Genomic DNA, 16148 nt, shown 5'->3' on the forward strand with positions numbered 1-16148 from the left:
AGCCGAGCGGCCCGGCGTACACCAGGGCACAGGAAATCCTCGACACCCTGCTGACCGGCTTCCAGGGCGTCCCCGAGTAGGCGCGGGCCCCGACCGGGGCGGACCACGACCCCGCAGCCGTCCCAGGGGTGCTCGGCAACCCGCTACCCCTCCGGCCGCCCGTTCTCCGGAAGGTCGCCCGGGCGGGCCGAGGTGTACCCCGGCGGCTTCGACCGGCTCTGGCCAGACGCGGCTCGGCACGAACGTGGTGATCCGGTGACTGTGGGGGAGGCCGTGATGCAGGCGTGGGGCTGACTGTGGGGCGACGTTGCATCGAACATGCGGCCGCGGGCGACGGAGACCCTGCACTTCTCCACTACCGCCGCCCGGGACGATCTCGTCGCGGTAATCCGCGCCGAGGTAGACGATCCCGGTGTCAGAAGGGTCGCCGCTGTCGCCTCCGCAGGCGGAAACCCCGGTGCCCTTGCCGTAGGTGCAGACGTGGTTGGCGTTGATGTTCTGGCCGTACCAGCGCACCTGGCATTCGGCGACGGTCAGGAGGGTGACGGTGGCCTGCTGGAGGGTGTTCGACGCTTCGCCGTTGCCGCTGGTCTTTCCCCAGCCGGTCACCGTCGCGGTGCCGCTGGGGTATGCGGGCGGGTCCGGGAGCGCGATCGGCTGCACCAGGGGTGTGTAGGCGATCGGGGTGGTCAGCTTCAGCACGCCGATGTCGTTCGGATCGCCGGCGGCGTTGCCGTTGTAGTTCTCGTGCCGGACCGCCTCCTGGACCCGGTGGACGGTCCCTCCGGAGTCGAGAGTGTTCGAGCCGACGCCCACGACGATCCGGTCGGTGGCCGTCGCGTCGACGCAGTGGGCCACCGTCAGTATCCACCGGTCGCCGATGATCGATCCGCAGCAGAAGGGGTGCCAGCTGCCGGTGGAGGTTCGCTTGAACAACTCCACCTGGTACGATTACGCGCCCGCGGGGGCGTCCGTGCCGCCCACCACCGCAGCCGCCGTTCCCGTCCCGCCGACCGTCATTCCGGCTGCCGCCAGCACTGTTCCCGATACCGAGGTCAGTAGCGGCTTGAGCTGGCCCCGCCTGCGCATCATGGTCCCGCCCCTTTTCTCGAACTTCACTTGTGGATACGGGTGCGACCGCCTCGCGGCTTCGCCGCCGCATGGAGGGCCGCCCCCCGCCGGCCTGGCCGGTTCACCGAGGCGATCGCCGGGACCTCGAATCCGCCCCCGGGACTCGGGTACGGCGTCCTTGCCGTCAGCGCCGTCTTTCAGTCGCTGGCCTTGGGCCTGCTCTGGAAGGTCGCGCGGAGCGCGCATACGCATACGCGATCACGCCCTCACCGGCGACCACGTACGAGTCCACTGCCTCAGCCCCGGCGCACCCACCCTGGAGGGCGCCGACCGCCGCCGGTCCGAGTGCCTGGCCGCCGGCGCGCTCCTCGGAGTCGCGGAGTACACCTTCTCCACAGTCCCCGACAACGAGTTCTCAGAACGGCGCGTCGAGATCAACCGGGAGCTCTTCCGCGTCATCGGGGAACGACGCCCCGGCATCGTTTACACCCACTTTCCCGACGATCAGCACCTCGACCACCGCATCACCGCCGACGAAGTGACCACTGTGGCACTGCGCGAAGCCGACAACCTGTCCTACTTCCGCTCCCCCTACAGCCGCTCCTTCGAACCCACCGAGATCTTCGTCGGGACACCGGCGCTCATGGAGGCCAAGACCGAGGCCCTTGGGTGCTTCGCCTCGCAGCAGCAGCTCGACATGGACATCTTCATGACGCTGGCCGCTGTCACACACCGCCAGCACGTCCACCACCGCGTGGTCGAACGCTTTCCCCCGGGGCATACCAGTGCGGAGCTGTTCCGTACGGCGCGGACGATCCGGTTCGCGGGGCACACCGACCACCAGAACGTGATCTCGTGAGCGTCCTCCGAGTCCCCGTGCCGCGACGTCCCTCAGCTCCGCCCCATCCTTCCGGGCCTGCGAACTCGCGCCTGCATAAACGCTTCCGGCGCTGGGCTGCACGGACTGCGGCCTTGTCTGCGAGTACCAACAGGAGACCCGAGAAGGCGGCCTTCGACTATGGGGTCGTGAGGTTTTGCGGCCTGCCGCTCGCCACGGTAGACGCCAGTTGGGAACGTCTTGATGAGCACGTGTCCACGGAGCGACGGACCGTCAGCGTTTCGGCCAACCCGACCTTGACCGGTGCCCCTGCACAGCACGGGTCGGTGCACTGCACACCTTCGGATATCCGCTGAATCACGAGGCTCACAAAACGTCCGAAAGGAACAGGTGCTCGATACCGCGCGGCGTCGTTGAACTCACCGACTCCACCCTCACATCCACGAGAGGAAACGCATTGACGCGAATCAAACAGGGACGCGATGAGATCGTGAACGGGCCGAAGACCGGAGCCACGGACAGCATCACGAACGCGGAGCAGGAGCTGTACGGCGGCCGCCTCCGCTACGACCAGTCCTACGTCCGGCACGAAGGCCCTCTGACCCGGCTGAAGTTCGGGCGGATGGCGGCCGCGCTACCGCGCATGGTGGGCACGGTGCTGCGCACTGGCTGGAGGGCAGACCGTCGCGCGCTGATGGGGGTTGTTGCGGCCGAGCTCGGTCAGGGTGTGACGGCCGGGTGGGGGCTAGGCAGTGTCTTCAAATGATCATCGTTGGTGGATCATGGTGTGGTGATTCGTCGTCATGAGATGTCCGATGCTGAGTGGGATTTCGTCCGGCCGCTGTTGCCTGTGTCGTTGCGGGGGCGGAAGCGGCTGGACGACCGCAGGGTGCTGAACGGGATCGTGTGGAAGTTCCGGACCGGGACGGCCTGGCGGGATGTGCCGGACCGTTACGGGCCGTGGGCCACGCTGCATACGCGTTTTCGCAGGTGGGCGGTGGACGGGACGTTCGACCGGATGCTGCGGGCCGCGCAGGCGAAGGCGGACGCGGCGGGGGACGTCGAGTGGCTGGTGTCGGTCGACTCCACGATCGTCCGGGCCCACCAGCACGCGGCCGGAGCCCGAGAAGGGGGCTCCACGACCCGGCCCTCGGCCGGTCCCGAGGGGGCCTGACCAGCAAGATCCACCTGGCCTGCGACGGGCGAGGCCGTCCGCTCGCGTTCATCGTGACCGGCGGCGACACCAACGACTGCACCCGGTTCACGGCCGTGCTGGAGGCGATCCGGGTGCCCCGGACCGGACAGGGGCGGCCCCGCACCCGGCCCGACCACGTGCTGGGCGACAAGGGCTACAGCTCAAGAGCGATCCGTATCTGGCTCCGCCGCCGCGGCATCCCGCACACCAATCCCGAGCGGGCCGACCAGATCGTCGACCGGGCCCGACGAGGCAGCCGGGGCGGCCGCCCGCCAGCCTTCGACCGCGAGGCGTACAAACACCGAAACAACGTGGAACGGTGCTTCAACCACCTCAAACAGTGGCGCGGCATCGCCACCCGCTACGACAAGACCGCCCAGTCCTACAAGGCAGCCGTCACCCTCGCCTCACTCCTGATGCGGGCGTGACATTTGACGACAGAACCTAGAACGTGCAGTGCATGGAACGCGGAACGGCGCCGCGGTTCCTGGTGACGTACCGGGAGGAGGAGCTTCCCGAGGGCGACCCGCGCCGCTCCGTCATGGCGTCGCTGCTGCGCCAGCGTCTCGCCATGCGCGAGGAGTTGGGGCGGCTCGACAAGAAGGCGTGCCTGGCGGTGGTACGTGACGCGTCCGACGGCGCGCCACGGGACGACCGGGCCCACCGGGTGTGGGAACTCTCCCTCGGTAACCCGCTGTTCGCCCTGGAACTCGCCCGCGGTCTGACGGACGGCGACGGCTCCGACGACGTCACCCCCGAGGGGGTACGGGAGTTGGTGGCCGACCGGCTCCTGCGGATCGACGGCGACGCCCGCCGCGTCGTCGAGGCGCTCTCCGTGGCCGGCGGAGACTCCGCGCTCACCGAACTGCTCGACGTGGCCGAGCAGGGGCTGCACCCGCCGGTGTCCGGCGCCGCCGCCGACGACGCCCTGGAGCGGGCCATCGCCGCCTAGCTCGTCGAGGAACGGCAGGTGGTGGTGACCGGACGGCCCGAGGCGGGGCTGGCCTTCCGGTATCCGCTGGTTCGCCTCACCTGCTACGAGCAGCTGTCCTCGGTCCGCCGCCGTCGCGCAGGCGGTCCTGCGCCGTCGACCGGACGCCGTCGACTCCCTCGCCTCGCACTTCGCACGGGCGGACGACCCGCGCGCGGCCGCGTATCTGCGCCGCGCCACGGAACGTGCCGCCGCTCCGTACGCCAACGACACCGCCGACCGCTACTACCGCGATCTCGTCGACCAGCCCGATGTGGACACGGCCCGCGCCCGGCTCGCGCACAGCCACGTCCTGCGCAGGATGGGCCGCTTCGAGGAGGCCGCCGGGGCGCTCCGGCTCGCGCTGGCCGGGTTCGAGCGGCGCGGCGACCACGACGACGCGGTCCTCGCGGCGGCGCTGCTCGCCGAGGCCCTCGCCAAGACACGCGCGCCCGGAGCCAGCCGCCGGACCCTGTCCGAGCACCCGGTGACCCCGGACACCGCGCCGGAGCCAGCCGCGGGGCGCTTCCTCGCCCTGGCCGTCGTCCGGTGCACCGAGGGACGGTACGCGGCCGGGGCGGAGGCCGCCCGGCACGCCCTGGCGGCGGCGCGGAAGGTGCCGGGAACGCGGGGACAGGGGCTGACGGCCCGCGCTTTCGCCCTGGAGGCCGCGAGTCTCGGACTCTCCGGGCGCCTCGACCAGGCGCGCGAGGCGGGCGACCAAGCGCTGGCACCGGCCGAGGCCTACGGTGATCCGACCCTGCTCGGCTCGGTGCTGTCGACGCCGCGCGAGAACACGCGGCGGACCAACCGCCCGCGCGAGGCCGTCAGGATCGGGACCCGGGCTCTCGCCCTGGCCGAGCAGTCGGGCGACCCGATCGCCGCCGCCTTCGAGCGGGCGAACCTCGCCGAACTCCGTCTCCTGCTCGAAGAACCGGAACCCGCCCGCGCCCTGGCCGAACAAGCCGTGGCGGGCGCGGAGGCGTACGACGCCTGGTGCCTTCCCCACGCACTCGCGACCATGGCACGCGTACGGGTGTTCCTGGGCGAGACCGCGAAGGCCACGGCCACCGTGGACCGGGCCGACATGGTCGCCACCTCACTGGGGGCCGCCGCCGGGCGGAGCACGAGGTCCGCACCGCGCGGGCCGAACTGGCCCCGCACGCGCACCGTCCGGACGATGCGCACCCTGGACGGGCATACCGACGACGCGCCGGTCCTCGCGGTCTGGGCGGAACTCCTCTCGGGGCGGGCCGAGTCCGCGATGCGGCTCGCACGGACCGAGGTGGTGCGGGCCGAGCGCACCGGAGAGCGGCTCGCCGAGGTCGAGGCGCGGATCGCTCTCGGCACGTCCTTGTCCCGGCTCGCCCGGACAGCGGAGGGCGCGCGGGAGCTGACCCGGACCGAGACGTCGGCCGAAACCTTGCCGTATCCGGCCGGGGCGCGCCGGGCGGAGTGGGCCAGGGGCCTGCTGGGCGAGGCCTGGCGGCACTGACCGCCCCGGACCGCCCCGGACCGCGACTACGGATCCACCGCCATCGACTCCCCCATGAGGCGGTGGGAGTGTTCCCGCCGGTAGTCCAGGAGCGTGGCGCAGTACTGGAACAGGACCTGGATGCTCCGGACGGCCCGGCGGGCGCGTTCGGCCGGGCCCCCGCCGGAGCGCGGCGGAACGAGATCGCGGCGAGGAGCGCAGGGCCTCTTGGGCGAGCGGTGACGACTGCTCATGGCCTGCGAGGGTCTTCGTACGAGCTCGCGCCCGGGTGGCGCATGGGCAGCCGTCTCGGAGCAGTCGCCCGCCGCGTCGCGGAAGAGGCTGCCGTCGGGCGCCGCGCCGAAACGGTCGACGTGACCCCTCGGCGTGCTCACGAACGGCGGCGGTCTCGGCACAGGGCGCGCAGCCCTGAGTCGGGGGAGGTGGGTCACGTCGCCGCGACCCGGCTGCCCAGCTCCCCGACTCCCCGCCTCAGGGGAGGTGGGGGTGGGAGGACGGTCCAGGGGCGCTGATGAGGAGGAGCACGGAGGCCCGGGGGCCCGGGGAGAGGGTGCGCACCTTGTGTGGCGTCGTCGCGTCGAAGTAGACGGAGTCGCCCGGCTCCAGCTCCACCGCACCGGACGGGAAGAGGAGTGCGGCCCGGCCGGTGTGCACGAAGAGGAACTCCTCGCCGGGGTGGTCGCGGAACGGGCTGCGGTCCGGCTCGTGCGCGGGATGCAACATGAACGGCGTCATCTGCTTGCCTGCCGCCTCCAGCGCGATGCCCTCGTATCGGCTGCCCGCCTCGTCCGCGGGGGTGAGGGCGCGTCGCTCGGCGGCGCGGGTCACGGTGACGCCGGTCCCCAGGCCGTCGGCGTCCACGAAGACGGTGTCGAGGGGGACGCCCAGGGCTCGGGCGATCGCGGCGGTGACCGCGATCGAGGGAGTGCTCTGCCCGCGTTCCACCTTGGAGAGGTAGCTCTTGGTGACGCCGGTGCGCTCGGCGAGCACATCCAGGCTCATCAGTCGCTCCTTGCGCAACTGCCGTACCCGGTTGATCACCGGTTCCCCTCCTGTCCCCGCGTTGGTTCGGCTCGCGGGGGGCCGTTTCGTCGGGTCGGCAACCAGGGTAGCCCTCGTCGTGCACCTCCGCCGACCTGTGGTTTCCCGGGGACTCGAAGGCGGATCACCCCCCTTCCCGCATGACACAAGGTGTCCTATAGTGAATCTAGTGTCCTATCCATGGGGTGCGACACCATCGCGATCCCGGCCGCGCCCTGCGGCATCACCGCAGCTGCCGTGGGTCCCTCCCGACCCGGGGAGCGGGCCGAGACCGGGGAACTCCCCCGAACCCTCCGACACCGAGGAGGTGCGTCCACGTGGCCACCACGCTGAACGACACCAAGGACGTCCTGATCGACCGGGCCCGCCGCCGTATGGCCGACGAGTTCACCGCGTCGGACCTGACCGTCCGCCAGAAAGCCGCCCTGACCTGCCGGATCCTCTCCGACGCGGGTCATGACTCGGGGCTCGCCGGCCAGATCACCGCCCGTGGCGAGAAGCCCGGCACCTACTGGACCCAGCGCCTGGGCCTGGGCTTCGACGAGATCACCGAGGACAACCTGCTTCTCGTCGACGAGGACCTGAACGTCCTCAGCGGCACCGGGATGCCCAACCCGGCCAACCGCTTCCACTCCTGGATCTACCGGGCCCGCCCGGACGTCAACTGCATCGTGCACACCCACCCGCTGCACGTGGCGGCCCTCTCCATGCTGGAAGTCCCGCTCCAGATCAGCCAGATGGACCTGACCCCGCTCTACGACGACTGCGCCTTCCTCGCCGAGTGGCCGGGCGTTCCCGTCGGCAACGAAGAGGGGGAGATCATCTCCGCCGCCCTCGGCGACAAGCGGGCGATCCTCCTCGCCCACCACGGCCAGCTCGTCGCGGGCGCCTCCGTCGAGGAAGCGTGCCATATCGCCGTCCTCATCGAGCGGGCCGCCCGACTCCAGCTCCTCGCCATGTCCGCCGGCACCATCAAGCCGCTGCCGCCGGGGCTCGCCGCCGAGGCGCACGACTGGACCTCGTCCGAGTCCCGCAACCGCGCCAACTTCGCGTACCACGCCCGCCGCGCCCTGCTCAGGCACCCCGACTGCCTGACCGTGGACCCGGCATCGGACTCCGCGTCCCGGGCCACGAGCCCCACCGCCACGACCACCGTCGGCGACTTCGCCGCCATCGCCCCGCAGGGAGCCTGACCCATGATCGGTACCCCACTGCACGGAGTCATCGCCTACCCCGTCACCCCCTTCCACGACCCCGCGGCCCCCCTGGCCGGGGCCCCCGACCTGCCGACCCTGCGACGCCTCATCGATGACCTCGTCGACTCCGGCGCCCAGGCCGTCGCCCCCCTCGGCAGCACCGGCGAGGCCGCCTACCTCACCGACGCCGAATGGGACTCCGTCTGCGAGACCGCACTCGACGCGGTGGGCGGCCGGGTTCCCACCCTCGTCGGCGTGGGTCACGTCAGCACCTCCGAGACCGCCCGCCGCGCCCGTGTCGCCGCCCGCCACGGCGCCACCACCGTCATGGTGCTACCGGCCGCCTACTGGAGGCTCACCCGGCAGGAGACCGAACGCCACTTCGCGAGCGTCGCCGACGCCGCCGGGGTACCCGTCATGCTCTACAACAACCCGGCGACCTCCGGCACCGACCTCACGCCCGCCGAGATCGTCTCGCTCGGCGCCCGCATCGAGAACCTGACCATGGTCAAGGAGAGCTCCGGCCACGTCGAACGGTTCCGCGAGATCCTCGACCGCTCCGACGGCACCCTCACCGTCTACAACGGCAGCAACCCGATCGCCCTCGAAGCCCTTCGCGCCGGAGCCGCCGGCTGGTGCACCGCCGCCCCCGGGCTCGTCCCCGGCGGACCCCGCACCCTGTACGAGGCCCACACCGCGGGCGACATCGGACGGGCCGACGCCGTCCTCGCCGAACTCCTGCCCCTGCTCCGGTTCATCGTCGACCGGGGCCTGCCCCGCGCGGTCAAGAACGGCCTGGAACTGCTCGGACGGCCTGCGGGCGCGCCCAGGCCGCCCCTGGCCCCGCTGACGGGGGACGACACCGAACTGCTCGCGAGCCTCCTGAAGGACCTGGCCCCTTACACCTGAGCGGCCCCTCCAGAAGACGGCCGGCCGTAGCCATCCCGGCCACGAACACGCCTTTCCCTCCCTGCGCGGATGTCGCCCTCTCCCCCACTACTGGCCATGCTCCGCAGGAGGTGGAGGATGCAAGGGGCATCGGCCATGTGCGGGCATCAGCGGCTCGCCGCCCGGACACCGGACACCGGGCGACGAGCCGCATCGCCCCCCACTCGACGAGGGCGGATGACAGCAGTCGTCGCACCACGTCGAGGTCGCGACGGCTTCAGGACGGCGAGTGGTCTCCCGTACCAGACGACCGGGAGACCACTCGCCGTCCTGGAGCCGTCGCGGAACGCGCGGTCCTCCGGTGGCCCCGTCGCCCGACCGGCACCGTGCGGGATGCCGACGACCTCGCCCAGGAAACGTTCCGCCATGGGCGGCGGCCGGACCATCGGCAGGTGACCGACGGGATTCCGCACGGGGTACGGCCCCGAGGGCTCAGCCACCGGGGCGGCGTTCCGCGACAGCGCGAAGCCCGCTCGCGGCACTTGCCCCGAAGCGGGCCGACGCGGCGGAGCGGTCGGCTCCCGGCAAGGAGTCCGACGGATCGGTCACGGTCCTCGAACTCGACGACGCCGAGGTCGCCGAGCAGTTCGGGCTCGTCGCCGACGACCGCTTCGACCTGCTCAGCGACACGGATCTGAGCACCGTGGCCAAGGGGCTTCCGCAGAACTCGTCAGCGGTCGTCGTCTGGGAGAACACCTGGGCCGCACGCCTCGCCGAAGCCGTCAGCGACTCGAACGGGCGCCTGGTCATGCTTGAGCGCATCCCCAGGGACACGGTCGAGCAGGCCGTCTCCGCGCTCCAGGACAGCTGACGCGGAACCCCGAAGGGCCAGGAAGAGGAGAAACGATGCTCCCCCGACGTGCAGGACGCCCCGGACTGCTGGGCACCATGGCCCGTACGGCAGTGATCACCGGTACCGCGACCGCGGTGTCCGGCCGGATGCAGCGCCGTGGCGCCGAACGCGACTACCAGCAGCAACTGGCCGACCAGGCCCGGCAGCAGGAACTCGTCGACCAGGCCGCGGCCCGAGCGGCCACCCCGGTTCCACCCGCGCCCGCGCCCTCCACGGCCCCGCCGCCCGCCGACCGCGTCTCCCAGCTCACCGCCCTCGCCGAACTCAAGGCACAGGGGCTCCTGACGGACGAGGAGTTCGCCACGGAGAAGGCGCGAGTCCTCAAGTCCTGACGCACACCCCCTACCGAGGGGCGGACACCCACCTGACAGGTGCGGACGCGGCACACCGGTCGGTCGGCGGCGGAATCATCGAACGGGACCGGCGCCGTCGCGGTCGACCGGGCTCCGGACGCTCCACCCACCCGCCATGCTCGGTCCGTTCGTCGCGCGCGCAGGCGAGGCACCCCGCACACACACTCACACGGCACGCCCTGACCGAAGCACCTTGTCTCGGTCCCGGACTCCCGTGGGCCTCCCGGGACCCGAACGCACCTCCGGCCCACACCCCCAGCCGAGGAATGCGGGCCGAGGCGCGTCCATCGCGTCCGCTACCAAGAGGACTTGGTGACTCCGGGCAGATATCCGGCATGCGCCTGCTCCCGTGTCCGGACGCGCGAGAGCCCGAACTTCCGCAGGTGCCCACGGGGTCTGCCGTCGACGCCGTCCCGGTTGCACACCCGGGTGGCACTGGCATCCCGGGGCTGCCCGCGCAGCTCCGCCAGGGCCTCGGCGCGCCGCCCCTCCGCCGAGGACGGCCTGCGGATGATCTCCTTCAGTTCGGCACGCCGGGCCGCGTACCGCGCGACGACCGCCGCGCGCTTCTCGTTCCGCGCGATCTTGCTCTTCTTCGCCATCAGACCTTCACCCCCCGGGCGCGGATCCGGGCCACCGCGGCCTCGACGCCGATCGCGTCGACGGTCCTGACCGCTCTCGCGCTGAGGGTCAACCGGACATGGCAGCCCTCGCCGGGCAGCCAGTAGCGCTTGCGCTGGATGTTGGGATCGAAGCGGCGGGAGGTCCGCCGGTGCGAGTGGGAGACGGCGTTGCCGAAACCCGGCTCAGCGCCGGTCAGCTGACAGTGACGGGACAAGGCGCTACCTGCTCTCCATACGGAAACTGTTATTGGAAATGATTTCCATTCCCGTATACTACCGGCATGGCACGCAACGAAGTACGCCCGATCGTCAAGCTCCGCTCCACCTCCGGCAGCGGCTTCACCTACGTCACCCGCAAGAACCGGAGGAACGACCCGGACCGCATGGTGCTGCGCAAGTACGACCCCGTGGCCCGGAAGCACATCGATTTCCGCGAAGAGCGCTGACCCGCAACCCCTCCCACCCGAAGGGCACCGCCATGAAACCCGGCATCCACCCCGCCTACGGTCCCGTCGTCTTCCGCGACAAGGCCGCCGGTCACGCCTTCCTCACCCGCTCCACCATGACCAGCGACAGGACCGTCGACTGGGAGGACGGCAACACCTACCCGGTGGTCGACGTCGAGATCTCGAACGTCAGCCACCCCTTCTACACGGGTACCGCCCGTGTGCTGGACACCGCCGGCCGCGTCGAGCGCTTCGAGCGCCGCTACGGGGGCCGCAAGTGACCCTGCCCGTCGTCATCGTCGGCGGGCTCCACTCCGAGGCCCGCCGCGAGGTCGTGGACCGGCTGCTCCACGCCGTGCCCGGCAGCGTCGCCCTCCACCACGACCTGTCCACGGCCCCGCGGGGCACCGTTCGGCGCGTCGTACGCGACGCCACCGGCGAGCTGTCACGCGGCGAGACGCCCCTGGTCGACGACTGCGCCTGCTGCGCGCTGCGCGAGGACCTGGTTCCCGAGCTGGAACGGCTGGCCGACGGAGGCCTGACCCGGCTGGCCGTCGTCGAGCTGTGGGACTCCGTCGAGCCCAAGGCACCGGCCGAGGTCGTCGCCCAGCACGGAACCGGCACGCTCGACCTCACCGGCGTGATCACCGCGGTGGATCCGGCGCTCGTCCTGCCCTACCTCGCCAACGGCGACGACCTGGCGGAAGCCGGCCTCGCCACCGCCGCAACCGATCAGCGCACGGTCGGCGACACCTGGGCACGCCAGCTGGAGTACGCACCCGTACTCGCCCTCGTCGACAACCGAGAAGCCGACGACGAGGACCGCGCGCTGCTCACCCAGCTCCACCCGACCGCCCGCCGGGTGGACGCCCGGTCCGGCGAACTCGCCGCGCTCGCCTTCGCCGGATTCGACGTGGAGTCCGCGGCCTCCGCCCAGCATCCGGCCTGCGCCCGGCTACCCCAGGAAGCGGACGAAGCCGGGGTCACGACCTTCGTCTGGCACCGACACCGCCCCTTCCACCCCGAGCGCCTGTACGAGGCGCTGGAAGACCTGTGCCGCGCGGCCGCTCGCAGCCGGGGACGGTTCTGGCTGGCCGACCGCCCCGACACCCTGCTCGCCTGGGACGCCGCGGGCGGCGCCCTGTCCGTGGAGAACACCGGCCCCTGGCTGGCCTCCCTGCCCGACACCGCCTGGGAGACGGTCCCACCGACGCGCAGGGCCGCGGCCGCGCTCGACTGGCACCCGGAGCACGGCGACCGCTGCCAGCACCTCGTCTTCACCTCCCCCGGCCTCGACCGCCACGGCCTGGAACGGCTCCTGGAGTCCTGTCTGCTCACCGACGCCGAGTACGCGGCAGGCCCCGAAGCCTGGAGATCCCTCCCCGCCGCTTTCGGCTCCCTCCTCGGCACCGCCTCCTGACCGACCGACGACACCGAGGACACCGGCACATGGGACACCCGCAGAACCCCCGCAAGCCGCTGAGGTCCCGCCCCGACCCGCTGGACGCGGCGGGGGTCACCTCCATCGACTACAAGGACACCGACCTGCTGAGGAAGTTCGTCTCCGACCGCGGAAAGATCCGCAGCCGCCGCGTCACCCGGGTCACCGCCCAGCAGCAGCGCCGACTCGCCACCGCCGTCAAGAACGCCCGCGAGATGGCCCTCCTCCCCTACGGCAACACCCGGTAGGACGTCACGCGCCGGGTGCCCGCCGCCCGGCGGCGCCATGCGATGCCGGTCCGGTCATCGACGGACTCGTGAACGGTCCCAGCCCCGGCACCGCCGTACGATCGGCGCCGCGCCGCGGGGCTCACTCGCCGACCGGCTGATCACCACCGCGACCCGCTCCCGCCGGTCGCGCACCCCAGCAGGGTCACCCATGTCCGGGCCCATCCCCGATGCCACAGCGGTGGCATCGGGGATGCCCTGCCGGAGAAGGCCCACCGGGCCGCCCGGACGCGTACGGACAGCACACCCCTCGACACCTCCAGGAGTTCCCATGGCCGTCCCCAAGCGGAAGATGTCCCGCAGCAACACCCGTCACCGCCGCGCCCAGTGGAAGGCGACCACCCCGCAGCTGGTTCCCGTCACCGTCGGCGGCTCCGTGTACCAGGTGCCCCGACGGCTGGTGAAGGCGTACGAGCGCGGCCTGCTCAGCCCCGAAGGCTGACGGACCGCACCCACGGCCCACGACGTGTGCGACCCGCGCGGGCGCGCGAACACGGGGCCACATGAGACTCCGGGCCGGGTGATGGCCGCAGCCACGGCATCACCCGGCCCGGCTCTTCCTGAAGCACGACAGCGTGGTGAAGTACGACAGCGATGTGGCCACCGACCGGGTCGGTGGCCACATCGCTGTCGTCAGCGGGGATGGGACGTCGAGCCGCGAGCCGTCGCGCCCTGCCCTGGGTCGAGGCGCGTCGCCCGCACGGCGGCGGTTCCCGTGGCGGTCGCGAGGCAGGTGATGCGGAGGGTCTCCGTGGCGGGTTCACGGTCGACGAGCACCTCGACACCGTGGACGGACCTGATCAGCTCCGGGGTCGGCACACGGTCGATCACCTCCGGGGTCAGCACACGGTCCGGGACTCCGGCCACGACCACCTGTCCGTTCCGAAGGAGGACCAGATGGCCGCAGTACCGCGCGGCGAGGTTCAGATCGTGCAGGGCGACAACGCAGGTGACATCGAGCGAGGTCAGCAGGTCGAGGAGTTCGAGCAGGTGACGGATGTCGCCTCTGCCCGCCACAGCCCTTGACGGGGCCGTAACCGGGTCAGCGCGCGACGATGCCGGAGCTGTTCGCCGCCTCCCACCATGGCGCGCTGTCCCTGTCCCGGCACCAGACGGTCCGGCGGCCGGACTCCTCCACCGTCATGCCGAAGTCGTACTGGTCCGGCTGGTCGGCGGCGTTCCCCGGCGGCGGCTTGCCCTGGCTCAGATCCGGCTCGGGTTTCCTGTGTTCTCCCACGGCACCTTCTCCTTCGTGCAGGCTGCTGCGGGGGGGCCATGCTCCCGCACCGGCCCGGGACAGGGCGCCGACCAGCCATCCCGGGCCGCGGCGCCCCGCGCTGCCCGGCTCTCCCCGTGCCCCGCCCCGGCGGCGGGACTCGGCCATGCCGGGGCCTACGGCACCACGACGACGTCCGAGGTGCACTTCGGGTCGGAGCGGGGCGGGTTCTGGCGCGCGATGGCGTCCTTCCAGCGTGCCCGGACCGTGTCGAGTGCCGCGCCGTCGGCGGCGGTGGAGCGCCATACGTCCGGTGTTCCGGTGTAGCCCCGGTAGATGGCGATGGCGTAGCGGTGTCCCGGCTGCAGCGCGGCCTTGTAGTCGGCGACCGTCACGAGGCTGCCGTCGGGGGCGACGTCGACGGTCTCGGTGACGTCCAGGGACGGCGGGAGGCTGCCTTTCAGGTTCTCGTCGACCCGGATGCGGGACAGAGCCTCGTGGTAGTCGGAGTACGCGGTGACCTTGATGGTCTTCTCCACGGTGACGACGGCGATGTTGTCCGACAGGCCGGCGTAATCGCGGTCGTTCTCCATGACCGGTACGCACACGGAGGAGACGGTGACCTGGTCGTCGGCGAAGACGCCGTACGCGGCGGCGGCTGAGCCCGAGAGCACGACCGCGACGACGAAGGACAGCAGGAGGGTGCGGTTCATCATCCCCACAGTTTCTTGAGGTTGGCCTTGTCGACGGCGGTGGGCAGGTGCGTGATACTGATCTTCACGCGCATGACGGTGTCGACGGAGCGGGGCTTGTGGCACAGGCCGAGGGCGTGCCCTCCGCCGCTCCCGGCTACGGCGCGGAGGTGGTGTCCGCGCACGGCGGTTCGACGAAGTGCTTCCCGATCTCCGTCTTCCAGTGCTCGGCGACGGAAGCGGCGGTCGTGGCCGCCGGGACCGCCCGGGTGAAGCGGGCGAGCCAGGTGCCGCCGTCCGGTCCGAGGACGGACACCTCGTAGCGACCGCCGGGCTTGACCTTGGTCTCGGCGTCCTTGGGCAGGCCGATCTCCGCCTCGGCGGGAAGGGCCCCCTTGTAGACGGCGAGGGTGCGGACCTTGAACGTCTGCACCCCGGCCTCGGCATCGGTTCCCTTGGAGACGAACCGGCCGCGCTCGACGACGTCGACCAAAGCGAGGGTCTGGGCTCGGGCGGCCTCGGCCGCGTCCGAGTCGGTCTGTGCGCACAGCGACTCGACGTGCGTCTCGGCGTCCTGCTGGGTGCAGCCGACGGCGCCGATACCCACCGAGGCCACCGCCGCGAGGGCGGTGGCGCCGAGTACGAACCTGTTCATGGTCATCATCCCCACAACTTGCGGTAGTTGGACTTGTCCACGTCGGGGATCCAGGTGATCTCGTAGCCCGCCGACGGCGCGGACTTCCACATCAGGGAGACGATGCTGTCGCTCTTGTGGCACAGGCCGAGAGCGTGCCCCAGTTCATGCAGCGCGACGTAGCGGAGCCGGTTCTTCGAGGAGTCTCGGAGCTTCTGCTTGTTGAAGGTGACGTGGTCGGTGGCCCCGATGCCGCTGTTGCGCTCGTACTGGGCGAGGGGGTCAGCGGCGCGGGTGCCCAGGTTGCGGTCCCGGAACTCCAGGTCGTTCGAGGTGATCGCGGAGTCCCCCACGATCTTGATCTTCGAGCCGGAGTACTGCCACGTCGAGAGAGCGAATTTCCGCGCGTCGTCGTAGGCGGTCTCGTCGGTCCAGCGGATCTCTCCGTCGTCGACGGCCGACTGCCCTCTGGACTCGGTCCTGCCGTCGAGGCAGGGAGCGGGCTGCACCGCCGCGTAGGCAGGCACGGGGGGCCCGGCAAGAAGTAGGCAGGCTGTCGTGGAGAGCAGCAGACGTAAGCGGGGCATTCTCACGGCGCGACGATAGCGGCGGCCCTGCCGCCCGCACGCCCTGCGGATCGCGGCGTCACCCGTACGGGAACGGAGACGCCCCGGGGCCGCGAGACAGATCGTCTTCCGCCGGGGCGCCGTCCGTCAGCCGGTCTGTGCCCAGTACGCCGCCCAGGACCGGGCGGCGGCGACGGTCTTCTCCAGCCCGGTCGTCCCGTACTCCTGCCAGGCTTCCCAGGAGCGGGCTTCGGCCTCGGTGAGGACCGCCACGGCTTCGCGG

General features: G+C 71.5%; 24 protein-coding genes and 2 pseudogenes. 15 read left to right on the plus strand and 11 right to left on the minus strand.

The window, feature by feature from the left end; all coding sequences use genetic code 11:
• Positions 1-942: serine protease (locus tag ACFXGN_RS32015; RefSeq protein WP_384865830.1), on the minus strand; the 942-nt coding region annotated here is incomplete at its 3' end.
• Positions 943-1090: 148 nt separating this feature from the next.
• On the opposite strand from ACFXGN_RS32015, the pseudogene ACFXGN_RS32020 reads away from it, so the two are divergent.
• The 6 genes and pseudogenes from ACFXGN_RS32020 to ACFXGN_RS32045 form a co-directional block, all read left to right on the plus strand.
• Positions 1091-1558 (plus strand): annotated as a pseudogene (locus tag ACFXGN_RS32020) (PIG-L family deacetylase); the annotation flags it as partial.
• A gap of 51 nt (positions 1559-1609) precedes the next feature.
• Positions 1610-1930 (plus strand): hypothetical protein, encoded by a 321-nt coding sequence (locus tag ACFXGN_RS32025; protein WP_384865871.1) that lies wholly within the window; start codon positions 1610-1612, stop codon positions 1928-1930.
• 436 nt (positions 1931-2366) lie between these two features.
• Positions 2367-2675 carry a hypothetical protein gene (locus ACFXGN_RS32030; protein WP_384865831.1) on the plus strand — a complete coding sequence of 103 codons (309 nt, stop codon included), beginning with the start codon at positions 2367-2369 and terminating at the stop codon, positions 2673-2675.
• 42 nt (positions 2676-2717) lie between these two features.
• Positions 2718-3532: pseudogene (locus ACFXGN_RS32035) on the plus strand (IS5 family transposase).
• A 32-nt stretch (positions 3533-3564) separates the two neighbouring features.
• Positions 3565-4056 carry a hypothetical protein gene (locus tag ACFXGN_RS32040; RefSeq protein WP_384865833.1) on the plus strand — a complete coding sequence of 164 codons (492 nt, stop codon included), beginning with the start codon at positions 3565-3567 and terminating at the stop codon, positions 4054-4056.
• 292 nt (positions 4057-4348) lie between these two features.
• Positions 4349-5569 carry a hypothetical protein gene (locus tag ACFXGN_RS32045; protein WP_384865835.1) on the plus strand — a complete coding sequence of 407 codons (1221 nt, stop codon included), beginning with the start codon at positions 4349-4351 and terminating at the stop codon, positions 5567-5569.
• Positions 5570-5595: 26 nt separating this feature from the next.
• On the opposite strand, the gene ACFXGN_RS32050 is transcribed toward ACFXGN_RS32045, so the two are convergent.
• A complete protein-coding gene (locus ACFXGN_RS32050) occupies positions 5596-5802 on the minus strand; it encodes a hypothetical protein (protein WP_384865837.1) in 207 nt (68 codons plus the stop codon).
• Positions 5803-6040: 238 nt separating this feature from the next.
• Positions 6041-6610: a helix-turn-helix domain-containing protein gene (locus ACFXGN_RS32055; RefSeq protein ID WP_384865839.1), complete on the minus strand. Its 570-nt coding sequence runs from the start codon at positions 6608-6610 to the stop codon at positions 6041-6043.
• Between the two features lie 317 nt (positions 6611-6927).
• On the opposite strand from ACFXGN_RS32055, the gene ACFXGN_RS32060 reads away from it, so the two are divergent.
• The 4 genes from ACFXGN_RS32060 (at position 6928) to ACFXGN_RS32075 (ending at position 9939) form a co-directional block, all read left to right on the plus strand.
• A complete protein-coding gene (locus tag ACFXGN_RS32060) occupies positions 6928-7803 on the plus strand; it encodes an aldolase (RefSeq protein ID WP_384865841.1) in 876 nt (291 codons plus the stop codon).
• Positions 7804-7806: 3 nt separating this feature from the next.
• The gene (locus ACFXGN_RS32065) at positions 7807-8715 is read left to right on the plus strand and encodes a dihydrodipicolinate synthase family protein (protein WP_384865843.1); all 909 of its coding nucleotides are present in this window, start codon (positions 7807-7809) and stop codon (positions 8713-8715) included.
• A 682-nt stretch (positions 8716-9397) separates the two neighbouring features.
• Positions 9398-9565, plus strand: a complete 168-nt coding sequence (locus tag ACFXGN_RS32070; RefSeq protein ID WP_384865845.1) for a hypothetical protein — start codon at positions 9398-9400, stop codon at positions 9563-9565.
• Between the two features lie 35 nt (positions 9566-9600).
• Complete coding sequence (locus tag ACFXGN_RS32075) at positions 9601-9939, plus strand: SHOCT domain-containing protein (protein ID WP_384865847.1); 339 nt, start codon at positions 9601-9603, stop codon at positions 9937-9939.
• Positions 9940-10256: 317 nt separating this feature from the next.
• Here ACFXGN_RS32075 and rpsN read toward each other — a convergent pair whose 3' ends face one another.
• Together rpsN and rpmB are read right to left on the minus strand one after the other, a co-directional pair.
• On the minus strand, positions 10257-10562 hold the full coding sequence (gene rpsN, locus ACFXGN_RS32080; protein ID WP_384865849.1) for a 30S ribosomal protein S14: 306 nt from the start codon (positions 10560-10562) through the stop codon (positions 10257-10259).
• Positions 10562-10798 carry a 50S ribosomal protein L28 gene (rpmB, locus tag ACFXGN_RS32085; RefSeq protein WP_384865851.1) on the minus strand — a complete coding sequence of 79 codons (237 nt, stop codon included), beginning with the start codon at positions 10796-10798 and terminating at the stop codon, positions 10562-10564. Before rpmB ends, rpsN begins: the two co-directional genes overlap by 1 nt.
• A 66-nt stretch (positions 10799-10864) precedes the next feature.
• On the opposite strand from rpmB, the gene rpmG reads away from it, so the two are divergent.
• From rpmG to rpmF, 5 genes are all read left to right on the plus strand, one after another.
• Entirely contained in the window at positions 10865-11029 is a 165-nt protein-coding gene (gene rpmG, locus ACFXGN_RS32090; RefSeq protein WP_384865853.1) for a 50S ribosomal protein L33, read from the plus strand.
• A 32-nt stretch (positions 11030-11061) separates the two neighbouring features.
• Positions 11062-11310 carry a type B 50S ribosomal protein L31 gene (locus ACFXGN_RS32095; protein WP_384865855.1) on the plus strand — a complete coding sequence of 83 codons (249 nt, stop codon included), beginning with the start codon at positions 11062-11064 and terminating at the stop codon, positions 11308-11310.
• Positions 11307-12449: a CobW family GTP-binding protein gene (locus tag ACFXGN_RS32100; protein WP_384865857.1), complete on the plus strand. Its 1143-nt coding sequence runs from the start codon at positions 11307-11309 to the stop codon at positions 12447-12449. The genes ACFXGN_RS32095 and ACFXGN_RS32100 overlap by 4 nt, the downstream gene beginning before the upstream one ends.
• Positions 12450-12478: 29 nt before the next feature.
• Positions 12479-12718, plus strand: coding sequence for a 30S ribosomal protein S18 (gene rpsR / locus ACFXGN_RS32105; protein ID WP_384865858.1), 240 nt, complete (start codon positions 12479-12481; stop codon positions 12716-12718).
• Between the two features lie 310 nt (positions 12719-13028).
• Positions 13029-13199 carry a 50S ribosomal protein L32 gene (gene rpmF / locus ACFXGN_RS32110; RefSeq protein ID WP_384865860.1) on the plus strand — a complete coding sequence of 57 codons (171 nt, stop codon included), beginning with the start codon at positions 13029-13031 and terminating at the stop codon, positions 13197-13199.
• 191 nt (positions 13200-13390) lie between these two features.
• Here rpmF and ACFXGN_RS32115 read toward each other — a convergent pair whose 3' ends face one another.
• From ACFXGN_RS32115 to ACFXGN_RS32140, 6 genes are all read right to left on the minus strand, one after another.
• The gene (locus ACFXGN_RS32115) at positions 13391-13774 is read right to left on the minus strand and encodes a hypothetical protein (RefSeq protein WP_384865862.1); all 384 of its coding nucleotides are present in this window, start codon (positions 13772-13774) and stop codon (positions 13391-13393) included.
• A gap of 25 nt (positions 13775-13799) precedes the next feature.
• Entirely contained in the window at positions 13800-13994 is a 195-nt protein-coding gene (locus ACFXGN_RS32120) for a hypothetical protein (protein WP_384865863.1), read from the minus strand.
• Positions 13995-14149: 155 nt separating this feature from the next.
• Entirely contained in the window at positions 14150-14689 is a 540-nt protein-coding gene (locus ACFXGN_RS32125; protein WP_384865865.1) for a hypothetical protein, read from the minus strand.
• Positions 14686-14850 (minus strand): hypothetical protein, encoded by a 165-nt coding sequence (locus tag ACFXGN_RS32130; RefSeq protein WP_384865867.1) that lies wholly within the window; start codon positions 14848-14850, stop codon positions 14686-14688. The genes ACFXGN_RS32125 and ACFXGN_RS32130 overlap by 4 nt, the downstream gene beginning before the upstream one ends.
• Positions 14823-15320, minus strand: a complete 498-nt coding sequence (locus ACFXGN_RS32135; RefSeq protein ID WP_384865868.1) for a hypothetical protein — start codon at positions 15318-15320, stop codon at positions 14823-14825. Before ACFXGN_RS32135 ends, ACFXGN_RS32130 begins: the two co-directional genes overlap by 28 nt.
• Positions 15321-15325: 5 nt before the next feature.
• Positions 15326-15826, minus strand: a complete 501-nt coding sequence (locus ACFXGN_RS32140; RefSeq protein WP_384865869.1) for a matrixin family metalloprotease — start codon at positions 15824-15826, stop codon at positions 15326-15328.
• Positions 15827-16148 lie beyond the last annotated feature (322 nt).

This window comes from Streptomyces sp. NPDC059247, from assembly GCF_042754005.1.
Classification (GTDB): Bacteria; Actinomycetota; Actinomycetes; order Streptomycetales; family Streptomycetaceae; genus Streptomyces.

What these genes read in the sequence shown, in the direction of transcription:
- rpsN (WP_384865849.1), bottom strand. Translation starts at nt 10,562, where the DNA reads ATGGCGAAGAAGAGCAAGATCGCGCGGAACGAGAAGCGCGCGGCGGTC.
- ACFXGN_RS32050 (WP_384865837.1), bottom strand. Translation starts at nt 5,802, where the DNA reads ATGAGCAGTCGTCACCGCTCGCCCAAGAGGCCCTGCGCTCCTCGCCGC.
- ACFXGN_RS32095 (WP_384865855.1), top strand. Translation starts at nt 11,062, where the DNA reads ATGAAACCCGGCATCCACCCCGCCTACGGTCCCGTCGTCTTCCGCGAC.
- ACFXGN_RS32135 (WP_384865868.1), bottom strand. Translation starts at nt 15,320, where the DNA reads ATGAACAGGTTCGTACTCGGCGCCACCGCCCTCGCGGCGGTGGCCTCG.
- ACFXGN_RS32065 (WP_384865843.1), top strand. Translation starts at nt 7,807, where the DNA reads ATGATCGGTACCCCACTGCACGGAGTCATCGCCTACCCCGTCACCCCC.
- rpmF (WP_384865860.1), top strand. Translation starts at nt 13,029, where the DNA reads ATGGCCGTCCCCAAGCGGAAGATGTCCCGCAGCAACACCCGTCACCGC.
- rpmG (WP_384865853.1), top strand. Translation starts at nt 10,865, where the DNA reads ATGGCACGCAACGAAGTACGCCCGATCGTCAAGCTCCGCTCCACCTCC.
- ACFXGN_RS32040 (WP_384865833.1), top strand. Translation starts at nt 3,565, where the DNA reads ATGGAACGCGGAACGGCGCCGCGGTTCCTGGTGACGTACCGGGAGGAG.
- ACFXGN_RS32075 (WP_384865847.1), top strand. Translation starts at nt 9,601, where the DNA reads ATGCTCCCCCGACGTGCAGGACGCCCCGGACTGCTGGGCACCATGGCC.
- rpsR (WP_384865858.1), top strand. Translation starts at nt 12,479, where the DNA reads ATGGGACACCCGCAGAACCCCCGCAAGCCGCTGAGGTCCCGCCCCGAC.
- ACFXGN_RS32125 (WP_384865865.1), bottom strand. Translation starts at nt 14,689, where the DNA reads ATGATGAACCGCACCCTCCTGCTGTCCTTCGTCGTCGCGGTCGTGCTC.